We start from the raw sequence: 1,019 nt of genomic DNA on the forward strand, positions 1-1,019 counted from the left end.
GGGCGTGCTGATCGCCGTCACAATATTGATATTGGTGACACTGGTGCCCTTTTTGACGCTGGGCGAATAATCCCGGTATTTACCTGCTGATTCAGGCGGAAAAGTAATCCTTCATCCACACGAATAGCGTATCCGCGCTCACCTCGGACAAGTTCACCGGTTGGAAATCATCGCCTGCATCCGCGTCCATGGTTCCGAATTGGTAAAGCAGCACACCGGGCTGCTCATCGTGCAATATCAGCAGAATCCGCCCGCGGGTCTGCAGGCAATCGATGGTCATGGCATCGGCAGGAATGCCCACATCGCGCATGCCGCGGCGCACACCGACCACCGGATTAATATGCTCGTAAGCTTGCTGGATGCGCGTATGCGCTTCGGTGATCATATCGGACAAGGCTTCAAGGGCGGCTTCTGACATTGGGGGCTCCTGGCAGGTTAGCTGCACAGAGTAGCAAATTGCGCGAAGACACCACTACCGACCATTACACCGCCACCGATAGAAAGGAACGCCCTTACAATAAAAGCTCGCCTTCTATCGGAATAAACCGGCTGGCAGCGCGAGCCAATGAATCTGCGGTCAGTGGCGCGACGCCATAGACATCCACGTGCTTGCCCTTGTCCACGCGCAGCTTATCCACCAGCAAATCGAAATCACCATCACCGGACACCAGCACCACGCAGTCCACCTCCGCAGCATATTCCAGCGCATCAATGGCGATACCCACATCCCAGTCGCCTTTGGCAGAACCATCGGACCGTTGAATAAACGGTTTCAGTTTCACCTCAAAACCAATCGCACGCAGGATGTTCTGGAATTCACGCTGCTTTTTATCGCCCCGGTCGATGGCATAGGCGATGGCTTTCACTACCTGCCCCTCTGACGTCACGGTGGACCAGAACTTGTTGTAATCGAATCGGCGGTTAAACGCCTGCCGTGTTGTGTAGTACACGTTCTGCACGTCTACCAGTATTAAAACTGTTTTCATCGGGCTCCCGGTTTCACTCAATCACTTATCATT

General features: G+C 54.0%; 2 protein-coding genes. Both read right to left on the reverse strand.

Annotated features, from left to right (window positions below; genetic code table 11):
* Positions 1-91: 91 nt before the first annotated feature.
* The gene (locus tag A3754_RS20840) at positions 92-418 is read right to left on the reverse strand and encodes a hypothetical protein (protein WP_063521214.1); all 327 of its coding nucleotides are present in this window, start codon (positions 416-418) and stop codon (positions 92-94) included.
* Positions 419-512: 94 nt separating this feature from the next.
* Complete coding sequence (locus A3754_RS20845; protein ID WP_063521215.1) at positions 513-986, reverse strand: NYN domain-containing protein; 474 nt, start codon at positions 984-986, stop codon at positions 513-515.
* Positions 987-1,019: the final 33 nt, after the last annotated feature.

The sequence above is a fragment of the Alcanivorax sp. HI0083 genome (assembly GCF_001635175.1).